Origin of the sequence: Rhodococcus sp. P1Y, from assembly GCF_003641205.1 — a bacterium.
In the GTDB taxonomy this organism is placed as follows: Bacteria; Actinomycetota; Actinomycetes; order Mycobacteriales; family Mycobacteriaceae; genus Rhodococcoides.
In genome coordinates, this window is record NZ_CP032762.1 from 2,724,146 (window position 1) to 2,741,805 (window position 17,660).

General features: G+C 63.5%; 2 protein-coding genes (1 of these 2 cut by a window edge). Both read left to right on the forward strand.

Annotated features, from left to right (window positions below):
• A protein-coding gene (locus tag D8W71_RS12725; protein ID WP_121113989.1) for a non-ribosomal peptide synthase/polyketide synthase crosses the window boundary here: on the forward strand, positions 1 to 3,244 show its 3' end. 26,882 nt of this gene lie to the left of the window's left edge; only the last 3,244 of its 30,126 coding nucleotides appear in the window; its start codon lies off the left edge, out of view; its stop codon occupies positions 3,242 to 3,244.
• A gap of 112 nt (positions 3,245 to 3,356) precedes the next feature.
• Entirely contained in the window at positions 3,357 to 17,414 is a 14,058-nt protein-coding gene (locus D8W71_RS12730) for a non-ribosomal peptide synthetase (protein ID WP_121113990.1), read from the forward strand.
• The last annotated feature ends 246 nt before the right edge of the window (positions 17,415 to 17,660 follow it).

Sequence of the window (17,660 nt, forward strand, 5' to 3'; positions counted from 1 at the left end):
CGCAATCGTCGAGGCCGGCGGCGCCTATGTGCCACTCGATCCTGACCAGCCTGCCGAGCGCACCTCGTACATCCTCGGTGTGGCACAGCCGCTGTGCGTGATCACCACCGCGAACGACGCAGTCGCAGTGGACAACGCAGTCGACCTTGCCGACCTGGAGGCGGCGAACACGGACACGTCCTCGATCAGCGCGACCGAACGAGTGTCGCCGCTGCGGAGCGACAACACCGCATACGTGATCTTCACGTCCGGGTCGACGGGCAAGCCCAAGGGTGTCGCGGTCTCCCACGGCGCGATCGTCAACCAATTGCTGTGGAAGCACGCCGAGTTCGACATGGGACCGTCCGACTCGGTCTTGCTGAAGACTGTTGCCACGTTCGACCTGTCGGTGTGGGAATTCTGGTCAGCGCTGACCGTCGGTGCGTCCGTCGTCATCGCAACTGCCGACGGCCATCGCGACCCCGACTATCTGCTCGCGTTGATGCGCGACCAACAGGTGACGACGCTGCACGTAGTTCCGTCGATGCTGTCGATGCTCACTACCGTCTCGGGCGGTTCGATGCCCGCGACACTGCGTCGGGTCCTCGCAATCGGCGAGGCACTACCCGCCGCGACTGCCCGGGCGTTCCGAGAGAGCAGCTCGGCCGAGCTACTGAACCTGTACGGCCCGACCGAAGCAGCAGTGTCGATCACCTCGCACCGAGTGAACGACGACGACGCAGCTATGGTGCCGATCGGTCGACCGGAATGGAACAGCGGTGTACTGGTCCTCGACTCACGGCTGCAGCCGGTGCCGGTCGGAGTACGAGGTGAGCTGTACCTCGTCGGCGCGCAGTTGGCTCGTGGTTACCACGGTCGACCCGACCTCAGTGCGGACCGCTTCGTCGCAGGTCCGTTCGGCGTGAACGGTGCGCGGATGTACCGTACCGGCGACATCGTGAAATGGACGGCCGCAGGCGAATTGGAGTACGTCGAGCGTGCGGACTTCCAGGTCAAGATTCGTGGTTACCGCATCGAGCTCGGCGAGATCGAGAGTGCGCTGCGCGGCTACGACTCGATTCGTGACACGGCAGTTACCGTGTACAACGACGGCCGAACAGGCGATCAGCTCGTGGCTTACGTGGTGCCGATCGATACGGGCGAGCTGGACACTGTCGGCGTCGACACGGAGGCTGTTCGGGCTGGGTTGAGCAAGACTTTGCCGTCGTACATGGTGCCGTCGGCGTTCGTCGTGCTCGACGCTCTTCCGCTCAACACGAACGGCAAGCTCGATCGCAAGGTGTTGCCGAAGCCCGAGACGACGGCTACGGAGTTCCGCGCTCCGACCAACCCCGTCGAGGAGGTCGTGGCACGGACGCTGGCCGACATCCTCGGACTCGATCGGGTCGGCTTGGACGACGACTTCTTCGCGCTCGGCGGTAACTCCTTGATCGCGACCCAGGTCGTGTCGAGGCTCGGCGCGGCCCTGGACACTCGTGTGCCGGTCCGCACGATCTTCGAGGCGTCCACGGTGGCGGCTTTGGCGGCACGAATCCAACCGCTCGTCGGCGGCGGGGCCCGGGTTCCACTTGTGGCACAGCAGCGGCCGGACGCAGTGCCGTTGTCGCTTGCTCAGCAACGCATGTGGACCATCAACCAGGTCGACACGGAATCCGCGGCGTACAACATTCCGGCCGCGGTCAGGTTTACCGGCGCGCTGGACGTCGCTGCGTTCTCCGCTGCGATGGCGGACGTCATCGACCGCCACGAGGTGCTGCGTACGACGTACCCGGACAGCGCAGACGGACCGATTCAGGTGATCGGTTCGGTTCGAGATGCCATGCCGGATCTGACTCCCGTCAAGGTGACCGAGGACGACGTCTTCGGCCGCGTCGGGCAGGTGCTCGGCGGAGGGTTCGACGTGACCACGCAGGTGCCGGTTCGAGCCTCGCTGTTCCGGCTCAGCGACACCGACCACGTGTTCGCGCTCGTCGCACACCACATCACGGCCGACGGATTCTCCATGCGTCCGTTGATTCGCGACGTGATGCTCGCGTACACCTCCCGAGCCGCGGGAGATGCGCCACAGTGGGCGCCGTTGCCTGTGCAGTACGCGGACTTCAGCCTCTGGCAGCGCGAGGTCCTCGGCAGCGAGGACGATCCGGACAGCGCACTGTCCTCACAGCTGTCCTACTGGACCAACGAACTCGCGGGCCTGCCCGATCTTCTGCCGCTGCCGACCGACAATCCGCGGCCACCGCGGCAGTCGACGATCGGTGCAGCGTACGAATTCACGTTCGGGCCCGACATCGCTCAGCGCATCGAGAAGACCGCTCGCGAACACAATGCGACCGTGTTCATGCTCGTCCACAGTGCGCTTGCAGTGCTTCTGGCGCGGCTGAGCGGTACCGACGACATCGCAATCGGAACGCCTACCGCGGGCCGCGGCGAGGAAGCGCTCGACGACCTCGTTGGCATGTTCGTCAACACTTTGGTGCTGCGCACCCACGTGGAAGGCGGAATCACGTTCTCCGAGCTGCTGTCTCGGACGAGGGAGACCGATCTTTCGGCATTCGGCCACGCGGACGTGCCGTTCGAACGGCTCGTCGAACAGATGGGGCGGACTCGGTCGAGCGCGTACACACCGCTGTTCCAGGTCATGTTGACGTTCCAGAACGCGGTCAGCGGCACGTTCGCGCTGCCAGGGCTCGAGGTGTCGACACTGGCCGCTGACGAGGATCAAGCGAAGTTCGATCTTCAGTTGACGGCAATCGAGCAGTTCGACGAGTCCGGAGCGTTGACGGATGTGCGCGCATTGTTCAACTACGCAACGTCGCTGTTCACGAGATCGACGGTCGAGAAGTTCGCGGATCGGTTCCTTCGAATTCTCGATGCCGTCACGCAGGATCCGTCCGTGACGTTGAGGTCGATCGACATTCTGTCCGAAGCGGAGCGTGCTGCATTCGCACCGAAGCGGGCGGCCAGGACCGTCGATGATCTTCCGTCGCTCGTCTCCGAGGCCGCGCAGGCTTCGCCGTCGTCGATCGTCCTGAGCCACGAAGGCAGAGACGTCACGTTCGAGGAGTTGGCAGGAAAGCTGAGTGCGGTATCGAAGGCAATGGGTGCGACGCTGAAGCCGGAGGCATTGGTGACCGTCGCGTTGTCGCAGCTGGTACCAGGAATCCTTCCTGCGCTCGGTGCCGAAGGATATGCAGCGGCGATCACATCCATGATCGGCGCTGCCGAATCGGTGATCGGGCGCTGACACATATCCGCGACGCATGCCAACCGAAAGAGGGGGACGTGGGCGGTGAGCGGGTAGTAGTAGGGATAATCGATCCCTGAGTCGACATGTGTGTGATTGGGAGGAAAAGTAGATGGTGTTTGGTGGATCCGGTTCGCATTCGACGGCGATCGACGATCTACCTGGGCTCGTTGCCCGTGTTGTGGTCGCCGACGCAGACCGGACCGCTATCGCGTTGGGCGATGTCTCTGTGTCCTACGGGGACCTGCATCGGGAGCTGAGCAGTCTCGACACTGCGATGGGCGGCGTTCTGGGCGCCGATGCCCTGGTGCCGTTGGCGTTGTCCACTCTGGTCCCCGGTGCGGTCGAGACTGCCGACGGCGGTCTGGAGGGCATCGTGGCAGCCGTCGTCGACGATGCACGGTCGGTGTTGGGCGACGACGCTCCCACTCAGCCCGGCCGAAGTGCGGATACCTTGCCCTCACGGTTTCGTGCGCAGGTCGAGCGGACTCCCGACGCGGTTGCGCTGGTCTTCGAGGACACCACGCTCACATACGCCGAATTCGACGAGCGCGTCAATCGCTTGGCGCGTCGGCTCCTCGAATCGGGGGTCGGCCCCGACGTGCGCGTCGGGCTGTCGATTTCTCGTTCGATCGACTTGCTCGTGGCCATGTACGCGATCGTGGAGGCGGGCGCCGCGTACGTCCCGCTCGATCCGAGCCATCCTGCCGACCGTATCTCGTACGTTCTCTCAATCGCCGAGCCCGCGCTGGTGCTGACAGCCTCGACCGAGCAGACCGAACTTCCTGCCTCGATGGCGACGCTGATCGTCGACACCGAGGACCTCTCGGCGTACTCGCCCGACCCGCTCACCGATGGCGAGCGTGTTCTGGGCGGTCCGCGGCCGGAAAACACCGCTTACGTGATCTTCACGTCAGGATCGACCGGTCGGCCCAAGGGCGTTGCGGTGTCGCACGAGGCAATCGTCGCGAACCTCGACTGGCGCCAGGCCGACTACCCGCTGACTGCCGACGACGTGGTTCTGCAGAAGACCCCGTTCACGTTCGACGTGTCGGTGTGGGAGTTCTTCTGGCCGTTGCAGACCGGCGCATCGCTCGTCATTGCCGCGCCGGACGGTCACCGCGACCCCGCCTACATTGCCGAGACAATGTCCGAACGCTCGGTGACCACCGCGCACTTCGTACCGTCGATGCTGTCGGTGTTCCTCGGCCAGTTCGGCGATCCCTCGGTCACAGACGGAATTCCGAGTCTGCGACAAGTATTCGCGTCGGGCGAGGCACTACCAGCCAGTGCTGCGAGGAGCTTTCACTCCCTGTTCGATGCCGAATTGCACAACCTGTACGGGCCGACGGAAGCAGCAGTCGACGTCACGTATCACCGCACGGACAGCTCCGACGCGGTGTCGGTACCGATCGGTGTCGCGGTACCGCGCACCGAACTGCACGTTCTCGACGAGGGATTGAACCGGACGCCCCCCGGCGTCCCGGGCGAGCTCTACCTGTCCGGTGTTCAATTGGCGCGCGGCTACCTGAACCGACCGGATCTGACGGCCGACCGTTTCGTGGCCGATGTCGTCGCGGGCTCGGGGCAGCGCATGTACCGCACCGGTGACCTCGTACGGTGGAACTCTGCAGGCGTGCTCGAGTACTTGGGCCGCACGGACTTTCAGGTCAAGCTTCGCGGACTGCGGATCGAACTCGGTGAGATCGAAGCGGCATTGCTCGCCCAGGACACCGTCCAGCAAGCGGTTGTCGTCGTGCTGTCGGACGATTCCGAGACCGGCGTCGACGATCGTCTCGTCGCCTACGTCGTCACGAGTACAGGTGAGGCGAATTCGGACGCGCTGGCGGCAGGCGTACGCGACGCTCTGCCGGACTACATGGTGCCTGCCGTGTTCGTCGCGCTCGACGCGTTCCCGCTCAACGCGAGTGGCAAGTTGGACCGCGGCGCTCTACCCAAGCCGGATACCGACACTCTGAAAGCTGAGTACCGTGCACCGGCAACGGCCGTCGAACGGACACTCGTCGCCGTCTTCGAAGACATTCTCGGTTCGAGCCCGATCGGTGTCGACGACGACTTCTTCCTGCTCGGTGGCAACTCGCTGAGTGCGACACGGGCAATTGCGCGCGTCAATGCCGACCTGAAAGTGAAGATCGACGTTCGGGGGTTCTTCGACGCCCCGACTGCTGCAGGCCTGGCAGCCGAGGTGGATTCGGCCCGCTCGATGGGTGGTCCCATCCTGGAACCGCTGACGAAGCGCGATCGACCCGATGTGCTTCCGCTGTCGCTCGCCCAGCAACGTATGTGGTTCCTGAACAGGCTCGACCCGCAGTCCGGAGCCAACAACATTCCGGTCGCGGTGAAGTTGACGGGCACGGTGGACATCGATTCGATGCAGGCTGCGGTCTCGGATCTGGTGGAACGTCACGAGACACTGCGTACGGTCTACCCGGAGGTGGACGGCACAGGCACTCAACGGGTTCTGGATCAGGGCGAGGCCGCTGTCGAACTGAGGGTTGGCAGTATCTCGAATCTGCAGGTCGAGTCGACGGTTTTCGGCGAGGCAACGGCAGGCTTCGACGTCACCTCGGAAGTCCCCGTCCGTACGAGACTTCTTCGAATCACCGACACCGAACATATCCTCGTGGTCGTCCTGCACCACGTAGCAGCCGACGGCTTCTCCTTCGGACCGCTGGTTCGCGATCTCATGACGGCCTACTTGTCGCGCACTGCGGGTGACGCACCGCGCTGGGCTCCGCTACCGGTGCAGTACGCGGACTACACGCTGTGGCAACGCGCCCAGCTGGGGGACTTGCGCGACGAGAACTCCCTCGCGGGACAGCAGTTGAAGTACTGGACGGACCGGCTCCGCGGGCTACCCGCTCAGTTGGACATTCCCACCGATAACGAACGACCTTCCGTAGCGACGGGATTGGGTCGTACGTTGCGGTTCGGCGTAGGTGCCGACACTCGCTCTGCAGTGGACGAACTCGCCCGAGCATCGCACGTGACCCCGTTCATGGTGGTCCACACCGCGCTGGCAATACTTCTCTCGCGGTTGTCCGCAACCACGGACATAGCAGTAGGTGCTCCCGTAGCCGGACGCGGTGAACCGGAGCTCGACGAGCTCATCGGAATGTTCGTCAACACACTCGTCCTGCGCACCGACGTCGATCCGAGTTCGTCGGTGACGGAGCTACTCGCGTCGGTTCGGCGGATCGATCTCGACGCGTTCGCACACGCCGACGTACCGTTCGAGAGTTTGGTGGAACGGCTGGACCCAGCACGATCGCAGGGGCGCCATCCACTGGTCCAGATTGCGCTGTTCTTCCAGAACCTCGAGACGGAGTCCTTCGAACTGCCGGGCGTCACGATCGGCGCCGTCGGCATGGACGTCACCGCAGCCAAGTTCGACCTGCAGGTGACGGTATCGGACGACACGAGCGGTGGGTGGACCTTCGAATTCACCTATGCCACCGATCTTTTCACGGAATCGTCGATCGGCCGATTCGCTTCTCGCCTGGTCGGAATCCTCGAGCAGATGTGCGAGGATGCGGCGATCCCGGTGGGAGACATCGTTATACTGTCCGAGGCGGAGACGCATGCTCTGCTCCGAGCACGTAACGACACCGATGGCCCGGTCTCGGACGCCCTCGTTCTCGACGCGTTCGACGCTCACGTCGCATCGCACCCGACCGATGTCGCAGTCGTATACGAGGATGTCGCCGTCACCTTCGCCGAACTCGACGCACGAATCGACCACGTAGCCGAGGCTCTGTCCCGTCTCGGAACCGGACCCGAACAACTTGTCGCGGTGGCGATCAGACGGTCCATAGACGTCGTCGTGGCCGTGTACGCCGCGCTACGAGCGGGATCCGGGTTCGTACCGATCGATCCCGATCACCCCTCCGAACGAATTGCGTACATCCTCGAGCAGGCGCAGCCCGCGTGCATTCTGATCAAGAGCAGCGACGGTTTCGTTCCTCCGACCTCCACCACGACGATCGACGTCGACGCCTTGCCCGAAACAGCCGTCAATGGGGCGACTGCGCTCGAGTCGTTCCGACCCGGGTCCAGCCGACTCGGGTCTGGCCGGAGCAGGTCTTACCGTCCCAAGCCGGACGGCGTCGCGTACGTGATCTTCACGTCGGGTTCGACAGGTAAGCCCAAAGGTGTTGCTGTCAGCCATCGCGCGATCGTCAACCAGTTGGACTGGATGCAGTCGGAGTACCAGCTCGATTCTTCCGATGTGTACCTGCAGAAGACCGCAACCACGTTCGACGTGTCCTTGTGGGGATATCTACTGCCTCTGCGCCATGGCACGACCCTGGTGGTTGCGACCCCCGAGGGGCACCGGGATCCCGACTACCTGGCCGGCGTGATCAGACGGCGACGCGTCACCGTGACCGACTTCGTTCCAACCATGTTGTCGGTCTTCGCATCGACGGTCGAGCCTGGGTCGATCGAGTCCCTCGACCGCATTTTCGTCATCGGCGAAGCGTTGCCGGTAGAGACGGTCAAGGCCTTCGCTCGGGTGTCCTCGGCGCGGGTCCACAACCTGTACGGGCCGACAGAAGCCGCTGTCTCCATCACCTACTCGGACGTCACCGCTACCGCCACGGCATCCGGGTCGTCAGTCGATATCGGTGTCCCCGAGTCGAATTCGCAGGTGTACGTTCTCGATTCGAGGCTGAACCCCGTGGCCGACGGTGTCACGGGTGAGCTGTATCTCGGTGGCGTACAGCTCGCGCGCGGCTACCTCGGACGCCCCGATCTCACCGCGGGTCGTTTCGTTGCCAACCCGTTCGGCGAGTCGAGTCGGTCCGCGTCGAGCCGGATGTACCGCACGGGCGACTTGGTTCGATGGGATTCGTCCGGGCGACTCGACTACCTCGGCAGAACCGATTTTCAAGTCAAGTTCCGGGGCCAGCGCATCGAGCTGGGCGAGGTCGAGGGTGCACTCGCTCTGCACGACGAAGTTTCCCAGGCGGCGGTGCGCGTCGTCTCTACGGCCACCGGCGACCAATTGGTCGGCTACGTTCTGCCGTCTCCCGGTTCGACCGTCGACGTCCCGAGTCTGCGTGACAAGCTCCGTTCGGTTCTACCGGCCTACATGATTCCTGGAACCGTCATGGTTCTGGAGCAGTTTCCACTCAACACCTCGGGCAAGCTCGACCGCGCGGCCCTTCCTGAACCTGTTCTCGAATCCGTTCGCTTCGAAGCCCCCGTCGACCCTGTCGAGCAAAGTGTCGCCGCTGTGTTCGAGGAAGTGCTCGGTGTCGCCAGAGTCGGGCGAAAAGACGACTTCTTCGCGCTCGGTGGCAACTCGCTCATCGCGACGCGTGTGGTGGCGCGGCTGAGCGAGCTACTCGGGTCGAAAGTTGCACTCCGCGCATTGTTCGAAGCGCCTACTGTCGAACAGCTTGCAGTGCAACTGGAGTCGCATACCGACACCAGGATTCCGCTGGTCCCTCGGACGCGCCCGGACGACATCCCGTTGTCGCTGGCGCAGCAGCGGATGTGGTTCCTGAACCGGCTGGAGCCCGAATCTGCCGTCAACAACATTCCTGCCGCCATCAGGCTGTCCGGATTGCTGGATCGGCATGCGTTGCACGTAGCTGTCGCCGATGTGCTCGCACGTCACGAGTCGCTCCGTACGGCCTACCCGGAGATCGACGGTGTGGGATACCAGGTCCCGGTCCCGACTCGGTCGGTCATTCCCGACCTCGCCCCGATACCCGTCGATTCCGACCGGTTGATCGCAGCCATCGAGGAACTCGTGCTCACCGGTTTCGACGTCACTACGGCGCCGCCGTTCCGGGTGAGACTGTTCGAGGTGTCGTCGACCGAACATGTTCTGGTGTTCGTGATCCACCACATCGCGGCCGATGGCTACTCGCTCGGCCCGCTGACACGAGATGTCGTGCGGGCGTACACCGCGCGTGCAGCGGGGGAAGATCTGTTTTGGGAACCTCTCCCAGTGCAGTACGCCGATTACACGCTGTGGCAGCGTGAGGCCCTCGGAAGCGAAGAAGACCCGGACTCCATTCTCTACGCCCAAAGCGCGTACTGGCAGTCTCGGCTGGACGGCATTCCGGAGCAGCTCACTCTTCCGTTCGAGCGTCGGCGACCGAACGTGGCGTCCTACGAGGGGCGTACCTACCGTTTCGAAGTCTCGCCGGAGCTCCGGGCCGGCATCGAGAAGGTGGCGTCGGACAATCGCGCGACTCCGTTCATGGTGGTTCACTCCGCAGTCGCTGTTCTATTGGCCGGGTTGTCCGGGACCGACGACATCGTGATCGGTGCTCCAATCGCAGGCCGCGGTGACGCCGCGCTCGACGACATGATCGGCATGTTCGTGAACACGCTGGTCCTGAGGACACACGTCGGTCCGTGGTCGAGCTTCGACGACATCCTGCAGCAGGTCCGCACGGATGATCTTGCGGCATTCGCCCACGCCGACATTCCGTTCGAGCGGCTGGTCGAAATCCTCGATCCGGTCCGGTCGACCGCTCACCATCCGCTGTTCCAGATAGCCCTGGTGTTCCAGAACCTTGGCCACTCCCAACTGGAGCTGCCCAATCTCTCGGTGTCCGCCGTCGACTTCGACCCGGGCATCGCCAAATTCGACCTTCAGATCGCGGTGTCGGACACGGCAGACGCTCAGGGCTGGTCGATCGAGTTGAACTACGCAACGGACCTGTTCGACGCATCAGGAGTCGACGTTCTCGCGGCGCGATTCACACGGGTTCTCTCGGCAATCGCTGCCGATCCCTCTGCGCCGGTGAGCGGGCTGGACTTGCTCGACGCCGGTGAGCGCCGATTGCTGATGGAAACGCGGAACGCGACCGACCACGACGTCGACGAGCGCGTGCTCTTGGACGCGTTCGACCGGCAAGTCGACCGGACGCCGGATGCGTCGGCGATCAGTTTCGAGGGCGAGACGATCACCTATCGAGAGTTCTCGGCGCGGGTGAACCGCCTTGCGCGGTATCTGGTCGGCCGAGGTGTTGGCCCTGATACCGCCGTCGCGGTGGGTATGCGCCGGTCGGTGGAATTGCTGGTCGGTATCTATGCGGTACTGCGGGCAGGTGGGGCGTATGTTCCGCTCGACCCGGAGCAGCCGGGCGATCGTATCGACTACATCGTGGACACTTCGAATGCTGTCCTGGTGCTTTCGACTGCGCACGATGCGCTAGCGGTCGGAGGTGGCGTTCCGGTGGTGTTCATCGACGAGGTTGCGCTGGAGGGATTCTCGGATGATCCGCTCGACGCAGCGGAGCTTGTTGCCGTTCCGGGTCCCGACAACTGTGCGTATGTGCTGTTCACGTCGGGTTCGACGGGTCGGCCCAAGGGCGTCACGATCACCCATCGGGCGATCGTGAATCGTCTCGAATGGATGCAGGCCGAGTACGGGTTGACCGAGTCGGATGTCGTCGTGCAGAAGACGCCGGTGACGTTCGATGTGTCGGTGTGGGAGTTGTTCTGGCCGTTGCAGGTTGGTGCGCGGATGGTGGTTGCGAGGCCTGATGGTCACCGTGACCCGGCGTATCTTGCTGAGCTTTTCGTGGGTGAGTCGGTGTCGGTGGCGCATTTCGTGCCGTCGATGTTGGGGGTGTTCACTGCGGAACCGTCTGTCGCGGATGTGCGTAGTTTGCGTTGGGTGTTCGCGTCCGGTGAAGCTCTGCCGTCCACCACGGCTGCCAAGTTCACGCAGTTGGTGCCGTCGGCGCGGCTTGTGAACCTTTACGGACCGACTGAAGCTGCCGTCGACGTCACGTACCACGAGTACGTGTCCGGTGACGTCGCTGGCGTGCCCATCGGTCGACCGGTGTGGAACACCGCGGTGTACGTGTTGGACAACGCGCTCCGGCTGGCGCCCGACGGTTCCGAGGGTGAGCTGTATCTCGGTGGTGTTCAGTTGGCTCGTGGGTACAGTTCTCGCCCGGATTTGACTGCCGACAGGTTCGTCGCCAATCCGTTCGGTGCAGGCAGGCTGTATCGCACAGGAGACGTGGTCCGGTGGAACGGTGCCGGGGAGCTCGTGTACGTCGGACGTTCGGATTTCCAGGTCAAGCTGCGCGGGCAGCGCATCGAACTCGGGGAGATCGAGTCGGCGTTGCTCGCGGACGAGTCCGTGGCGCAGGCTGTGGTAGCGGTTCGTGCGGATCGACTCGTGGCGTGGATCGTGCCGGCTGGGAATTCGGCCGGTGGGGATATCTCGACAACGGATATTGCCGATCGTGTGGCTGGGCGTCTGCCGGCGTTCATGGTCCCGACGGCGTACGTGGTGCTCGATGTTCTTCCTCTGACGGTGTCCGGCAAACTGGATCGAAAGGCATTGCCGGAACCGGAATTCGAAGCGCGTGAGTACCGGGCGCCGGTGACTCCGGTCGAGCAGATCGTGGCCGACGTGTTCGCCGACGTGCTCGACGTTTCCGCCGTGGGTTTGGACGACGATTTCTTCGCTTTGGGTGGTAACTCGTTGATTGCGACTCAGGTCGCGGCTCGTCTGAGTGCGGCCCTCGATGGTGCTGTTCCGGTGCGTGCGTTGTTCGACGCTTCGACTGTGGTTGGTCTGGCTCGTCGGGTGGAAGATCATGTCGGGGCGGGTGGTCGTGCTGCTTTGGTGGCGGGTCCACGCCCGGAGCAGATTCCGTTGTCGCTGGCTCAGCAGCGGATGTGGTTCTTGAATCGGTTCGACACTGAGTCGGCGGTCAACAACATTCCGGTCGCGATTCGGCTGACCGGAGGACTGGATGTCGCGGCATTGGCCTCGGCGGTGCGTGATCTTGTGGCTCGGCACGAAACGCTGCGGACGGTGTATCCGGAGTCCGATGGTGTCGGCCATCAGGTGGTGCTCGATCCGTCGCAGGTGACGATGGATCTGGATCCGGTTGCCGTGGAGGAGAACGATGTTCTTCGTGCGGTGGTCGAGACGGTGTCCGTTGGTTTCGACGTCACCCGCGATGTTCCGGTGCGGGTGCGGTTGTTCGAGCTCGGCGAGTTCGATCACGTGTTGGTGTTCGTGGTTCACCACATCGCTGCGGACGGGTTCTCGATGGGCCCGCTGACTCGCGACGTGATGGTCGCCTACGCTGCGCGGACGGCAGGCGACGCACCGACGTGGCAGCCGCTGGAGGTGCAGTACGCGGATTACACGTTGTGGCAACGCGGCGTGCTCGGCAGCGAGGACGATCCGTCGTCGCTCGCGTCGGAGCAGGTGGCGTATTGGGTTTCTCAGTTGTCGGGGCTCGATGATCAGATCGAGCTTCCGTTCGATCATGTCAGGCCTGAGCAGGCGAGTTATCGGGGTCGGACGAGTTCGTTCACGGTGTCGCCGGAGTTGCATGCGCAGTTGGATCATCTGGCGCGTGAGAAGAATTCGTCGTTGTTCATGGTGGTGCATGCGGCGTTGGCTGTGTTGATGTCGCGGTTGTCGGCGTCGGAGGATGTTGCGATCGGTACGCCGATTGCCGGACGCGGCGATGCACGTCTGGACGATTTGATCGGGATGTTCGTCAATACTTTGGTGTTGCGGACGCAGGTGGAGCCTGGAACTGGGTTCGCGGATCTTCTTGCTCATACGCGTGAGGTGGATCTGCAGGCGTTCGGACACGCCGATGTGCCGTTCGAGCGTCTCGTCGAGGTGCTCGATCCGCAGCGTTCGCAGGCACGGCATCCGCTGGTGCAGGTGGTGCTCGCCTTCCAGAATCTGGGCCATACCGCCCTCGAACTTCCCGGGTTGTCTGCGGAGGCACTGCAGTTCGATGCGGAGATCGCGAAGTTCGATGTGCAGTTCACGTTCGAGGAAGCTGCGCAGCTAGATTCTGGGCTTCCGGGTGGGTTGAGGTGTTACGTCAGTTACGCGACGGATGTGTTCGAGTCCTCGACCATCGAGTCGATGGGTGAGCAGTTCCTGGCAGTCCTCGGTGCGATCGCGGCGGATTCGTCCGTTGTGGTGGGGGATATCGAGATCGTCGATGCTGTGACCCGTGATCGTGTTCTGTCGCAGTGGAGTTCGTCGGGTCCTGATGTGTCGGTTGGTGCCGGTACTGTGGTGGATCGTTTCGATGGGTCGGTGGCGGCGAATCCGGATGGCATCGCGGTGCGGTTCGGGGATCGGTCGGTGACGTATCGCGAGTTGGATGCGTCGGCGAACCGGTTGGCGCGGCGGTTGATCGCTGTGGGGGCGGGACCGGACTCGTTGGTGGCGGTGGCGTTGCCGCGGTCGGTGGAGTTGGTGGTGGCGTTGGTGGCGGTGGTGAAGTCCGGTGCGGGGTATTTGCCGGTGGATCCGTCGTATCCGAGTGATCGGGTCGAGTTCATGGTGGCTGATGCGTCGCCGGTGGCTGTCGTGACGACGCCGGATGTGCTTGCTGGTGAGTCGATGTCGGCTGTTCGTGATGGCGACATCGTCGTGGTCGATGTGAGTGACGCTGCGGGGGAGTGGGATTCGAGTCCGGTGACGGATTTCGATCGTGTGGCGCCGTTGGGTGCGGAGAATTTGGCGTATGTGATTTACACGTCGGGTTCGACGGGTAGGCCGAAGGGTGTGTTGATTCCGCATCACACGGTGTTGCGGTTGATGGACAACACCGATGGCTCGTTCGGTTTCGGTGGCGATGATGTGTGGACGATGTTTCACTCGTATGCGTTCGATTTTTCGGTGTGGGAGTTGTGGGGCCCGTTGTTGTACGGCGGGACGTTGGTGGTGGTGGATTACTTCACCTCGCGTTCGCCCGAGGCGTTCCGGGAACTGCTCGTCACCGAGGGTGTGACGGTGCTGAATCAGACTCCGTCGGCGTTCTACCAGTTGGCCGAGCTCGACCGGGTTCAGGGTGCGGATGCAGGCGAGCTGGCTTTGCGTTACGTGGTTTTCGGTGGTGAGGCTTTGGAGCCGCGGCGGTTGGAGGGGTGGTTCGCTCGGCATGGTGACGGCAGTGCATCCGAATCGGGTGTGCGGTCGGGTCCGTTGTTGGTGAACATGTACGGCATCACCGAGACGACGGTGCATGTGTCGTTCCGTGCGTTGTCGGCGCAGTCGATCGGGTCGGCGTCGGTGATCGGTGCGCCCATTTCGGGTCTCGGGGTGTACGTGTTGGACACCCGGCTGCAACCGGTTCCGGTCGGTGTCGCAGGTGAGCTCTACGTGTCGGGTGGGCAGTTGGCTCGCGGGTACCTCGGTCGGGCTGATCTGTCGGCGGTGCGGTTCGTGGCGAACCCATTCGGCGACGGCAGGCTTTACCGCACCGGCGACGTTGCTCGCTGGATCGAGAACGTGGACGGTAGCGGTGAGCTGGTGTACCTCGGCCGTGCCGATGATCAGGTGAAGGTCCGCGGCTTCCGTATCGAGCTCGGTGAGATCGAGGCGGCGGTGTCGGCGCAGGGCGGTGTGACTGCTGCTGCGGTGATCGTGCGTGAGGATTCGCCGGGTGCGCAGCGTTTGGTTGCCTATGTCGTCGGTGATGCACACGTCGAGGACGTCAGAGCCGGTGTGGCGGAGTTGGTTCCGGAGTACATGGTGCCGTCGGCGTTCGTGTCGGTCGAGGTGATTCCGTTGACGGTCAACGGCAAACTCGACCGCAAAGCACTCCCTGAACCGACAGTGCACACGCGTGAATTCCGCGAACCTGCATCCGAAACCGAACGTATCGTCGCCGAGGTTTTCGCCGACGTCCTCGGAGTGCCGCGCGTCGGTCTCGACGACGACTTCTTCGACCTGGGAGGTAACTCGCTCATCGCCACCCAGGTGGTGTCCAGACTCGGCAGTGCACTCGACGCCGCGATCCCGGTGCGATTGCTCTTCGATTCGACAACTGTGGCGTCGTTCGCCGAAGCCGTTTTCAGGCTTGCCGGCAGCGGGAACAGGCCTGCGCTGACTGCAGGTGAACGCCCCGACCGGATCCCCTTGTCGTTGGCTCAGCAGAGGATGTGGGTGCTCAACCACCTGGATACTCAATCGGGCGCATACAACATTCCTCTCGCGGTCCGATTGACCGGTGAGCTGGATGTGGATGCACTCCGAGCGGCCGTCGCCGATGTGGTCGTCCGACACGAGGCGTTGCGCACGATATATCCGTCCGACGCGAATGGCCCCGAACAGCGGGTTCTGCCCGCACAGGACGTGTCTTTCGATCTCACCCCGCGCACCGTCGCGAACGAGGTCGACGCCCACCGCATCATCGCAGACACAGTGCTCGGAGGCTTCGACGTCGCAACGGCTGTGCCGGTGAGGGTCGCCCTCGTCGAAATATCACCCACCGACCACGTTCTGGCTCTCGTCGTGCATCACATATCGGCCGATGGCGCGTCCATTGCGCCTCTGGCTCGCGACGTCATGACGGCATACGCAGCGCGGGCAGCGGGCAGCGAACCAGGGTGGGGGCCACTTCCGCTTCACTACGCTGATTTCGCACTGTGGCAGCGTCAGGTCGTCGGCACTGCCGATGATCCGCAATCACTTGCAGCCGAGCAAGTGGCGTATTGGAAGAGAACGCTGTCCGGCAGCCCCGACACGCTTGATCTTCCGAGTGATCGACCTCGTCCGCTGACCCGATCCATGCAGGGGCGCTCGGTCGAATTCGCGCTGCAGGCGTCGTCCCACTCGAAACTGATCGAGTTCACCCAGGGACGTGGGACGTCGATGTTCATGGTCGTACATGCTGCGCTGGCTGTACTTCTGGGCAGGCTGAGCGGGAACGGCGACGTCGTGATCGGTACGCCCGTCGCCGGCCGAGGAGCGGCCGAACTCGATGATTTGATCGGTATGTTCGTCAACACGCTGGCCTTGCGTACCGAAGTCGAATTCGGTACATCGTTCGCGCAGCTGGTCGACAACATCCGCACAACAGATCTCGACGCGTTCGACAATGCCGACATCCCCTTCGAGGAGGTCGCCGACGCAGTAGTGTCCACCCGTTCGCAGGCCCGGCATCCGATCTTCCAGGTTGCCCTGTCCTTCCAGAATCTGGAGCGCGTGCGTTTGGACCTTCCGAAGCTGTCGGTGGAAGCACTCGACACCGGTGAACTGGAAGCGAAGTTCGACCTCCAATTCACCGTCGAGGAGCGATTCGACGAATCAGGCACGCCCACAGGACTGTTCGGCTCGCTCCTGTACGCCACCGATTTGTTCGACGAGAGCACGGCTGAGTCGTTCGCCGTCCGGTTGACTCGCATACTCGATGCCGCCGCAGCCGATCCTCGTGCCATTGTCGGCGACATCGACATCATGTCCGACGACGAACGCGAGGAAACCGCGAAACGGGCGTCTGCGGAAGCGCCGCAGTCGGCGACGGCTATCGAGCGATCGCTACCGCAGGTGATCGGATCGGTGGTCGAATTGGACCCCGAGGCGACGGCTTTTGCGCACGATGGTGACGAGCTGACCTACCTCGAAGTCGAAGGCCGCGCGTCTCGTCTTGCGCGAGTACTCATCGATGCGGGAGTCGGTCCCGACGTCAAAGTCGTCGTCGCCCTGCCTGTGTCGATCGATTGGGCGGTAGCGGTATGGGCAGTGGTTCTCGCGGGTGGCGCCGTCGTAGTCGGCGACGGTGAGCAGGACGACGCGACGCTCGTCTCGGCCTCGTCCGCTCAGTTCGTCGTCGGTACTACCGGCGCCCCAGGCGCTCAGGGCGATAGCGGCGCGGTACTCATCGCTGTCGACGATCCCGCGACCGTCGGCGCGGTGGCGTCCGCGTCGTCACGGCCGATCGCATACTCCGCTCGCACACGTCTTCTCGGTGTCGACGACATAGCAGTCGTAGTAGTCGGCGACGCCGATACGCTGATCGAGCGTGCGCACAAGGACGTTGTCACCGTCATGTCAGCATCGAACGAGCGGCTCGACATCACCTACGAATCGCGTATGTTCGCCGCGTCCACCGCATCCGTTGCGTGGCAGGTGTATGCGGTGGTTGCCGCCGCGACCGTCGGCGCCGCGTGGATAGTTCCGACGAGCGCGCCTGAAACAGATCTTGCCGACCTGCTGGCGGACGAATGGGTGACACACGCGTTCCTCGGTGCGGCCGATGCTCAGGTCCTCGACATGTCGGATCTCGAAGATCTGGAGGTCGTCGTTCTCGTGGACGCGAACGGTGACGCGGCCGGCCTCGGCGGGACGGACACGGTGTCCGTGGTCACGGGGGTGTCGCCGTTCGGTGCGAACTGACGGGCCCGTTGCTCACGGTTCGACAGATGGGCTCGACCGGCCATTCGACTGAACCGACAGCGGGAAGTGGCCGAGTCGGGTAACACGTAATCGGAGGCCTCCGATATACCCCAAGCTCCACGAGTGTTGTCTTCGGCGGGTTGCCTGCGCGACCCCCGTGGACTTCCTGGACAATGGAAACCGGCCCGACGGCACGCAAGGCAAGTAAGAAGTAGACACAAGGTCACGTCGGGCGCTAACAAAGGG